This window comes from Chamaesiphon sp. VAR_69_metabat_338, from assembly GCF_031423935.1.
Lineage (GTDB): Bacteria > Cyanobacteriota > Cyanobacteriia > Cyanobacteriales > Chamaesiphonaceae > Chamaesiphon.
Map to the genome: position 1 here is coordinate 1 of NZ_JANPGM010000378.1, position 2,298 is coordinate 2,298.

Genomic DNA, 2,298 nt, shown 5'->3' on the forward strand with positions numbered 1-2,298 from the left:
TGAAATACAAGACGCTCAATGACAATCGAGGAGCACTAGCCGATTTTAATCGAGCGATCGAAATCAATCCCCAGAATGCTCTGGCATATATCGATCGCGGTATTTTGAAGGACAGTAAACTAAATGACAATCGAGGAGCATTAGCCGATTTTAATCGAGCGATCGAAATCAATCCCCAGAATGCTCTTGCCTACTACAATCGCGGTATTCTAAATTACAAGACGCTCAATGACAATCGAGGAGCATTAGCCGATTTTAATCGAGCGATCGAAATCGATCCCCAGGATGCTGATGCATACAACGAGCGCGGTATTGTGAAATATGAGAAGAATGATACTCAAGGTGCATTAACCGATTACAGTCGAGCGATCGAAATCAATCCCCAGAATGCTCTTGCTTACTACAATCGCGGTGTTCTGAATTACAGTAAGCTGAATGACAATCGAGGAGCATTAGCCGACTACAATCGAGCGATCGAAATTAATCCCAAGTATGCTCGTGCTTACTACGGTCGCGGTCTTTTGAAAGACGATAAACTGAATGACTCACAGGGATCTTTATCCGACTACAATCGGGCGATTCAACTCAATCCCAACGATGCCGATGCATATAACAATCGCAGCATTCTGAAATATGAGAAGCTGAACGATCGAACTGGTGCGATCGATGACATGAACCAAGCAGCGAAAATATACCAGCAACAGGGTGACACTTCAAAATATCAAAGCTCGATTGATATGGTAAAACAATGGCAATAAACTACCGGAATTGTCATTGCAGCTTGGAGAGAACCTAGATTAATAAGCCCATTATGCCCAATTAACTGCGTACGTTTGTCGATCGCAATCTTGCCAATTTAGCCTTACCCATCCAGAGCTGCTGGGGGGAAGGCTAAATTTTGGGTACGTACTAGCTTAAGATCGAAACAGTATGGTAATTATCTAAAAACGATCGAGTTGTGGTAAAAATTGGCATCTTAGGACTGGGAACTGTTGGAACGGGAACGGTTCAAATTTTACGAGATCCCGTCGGTCGGCATCATTTACTGCAATCGATCGAGATCCAGCGCGTGGGTGTGAGATCGATCGATAAGCCGCGTGCGGTGGATCTGCCTGCGGAGGTGATAACGACCGATCTCGACTCGATCGTCTCCGATCCCGAAATCGATATTATCGTCGAGCTGATGGGTGGCATCGAACCCGCACGGAGCTTGATACTCGACGCGATCGCCCATGGCAAACACATCGTCACTGCCAATAAAGCCGTCATTGCCAAATTTGGCGACGAAATCTTTACTGCTGCCAATCAAGCGGGTGTCTATGTGATGCTAGAGGCGGCTGTCGGTGGTGGCATTCCTGTGATTCAACCCTTGAAGCAGTCCTTGGGTGTCAATCGGATTCACCGCGTTACGGGAATTATCAATGGTACGACCAACTATATCCTGACGCGGATGACCGCTGAGGGTGGAGAATTTGCCGATATCCTCGCCGATGCCCAAAAACTCGGCTATGCGGAGGCAGATCCGACTGCTGATGTCGATGGTTTGGATGCGGGTGATAAAATCGCGATTCTGGCATCGCTGGCTTTTGGCGGCAGAATTAAGCGGGAGGATGTGGATTGCGAAGGGATTCGCAAAATCAGCGCGACGGATATTGCCTATGCTGACAAGCTCAATTTTGTCATCAAACTACTGGCGATCGCCGAACGATTAGAAGATGGTAAAGTCTCTGTCCGCGTCCACCCTACCTTCGTCCCGAAAGATCGTCCTCTCGCTACTGTCAATGGCGTCTACAATGCGATTTTAGTCGAAGGCGAACCATTAGGTCAGGTGATGCTATTCGGCCCTGGTGCGGGTGCTGGTGCGACGGCTTCAGCGGTGGTTTCCGATCTCCTGGCACTAGTCGGTGTCATCAACTGCCATCCCGATCGCGAAGAGGCGATTGATTCCCCCAATAATTCGCTCAATCCCCTGTTAAGCTGTAGTCATAGCCACTATAGCGAGATGGCGACTCGATCGAGCTTACGTAGCAGTTTCTACGTTAGATTCTTATGTATGGATGTACCTGGCGTCATTGGCAAACTAGGCACCCGCTTTGGCGCACATAATGTCAGTATCGAGTCGATCGTCCAAACTGGTTTCCAAGGCGATCGCGCCGAAATCGTCGTCGTCACCCACGATGTCTCGGAAGCCGATTTTGACTCCGCATTAGCTGAGATTAAAAAACTAGACGCGATCGCTAGCATTCCTAGTATTATTCGAGTGCTTTAGGCTTTAGGCTTTAGGCTTTAGGCTTTAGG

2 protein-coding genes are annotated in these 2,298 nt (G+C 48.0%); both read left to right on the plus strand.

Annotated features, from left to right (window positions below; translation table 11 throughout):
* On the plus strand, nucleotides 1–758 hold a 758-nt coding region (locus RMO84_RS10610), incomplete at its 5' end, for a tetratricopeptide repeat protein (protein WP_310488431.1).
* Nucleotides 759–958: 200 nt separating this feature from the next.
* Nucleotides 959–2,269, plus strand: coding sequence for a homoserine dehydrogenase (locus tag RMO84_RS10615; protein ID WP_310488432.1), 1,311 nt, complete (start codon nucleotides 959–961; stop codon nucleotides 2,267–2,269).
* Nucleotides 2,270–2,298 lie beyond the last annotated feature (29 nt).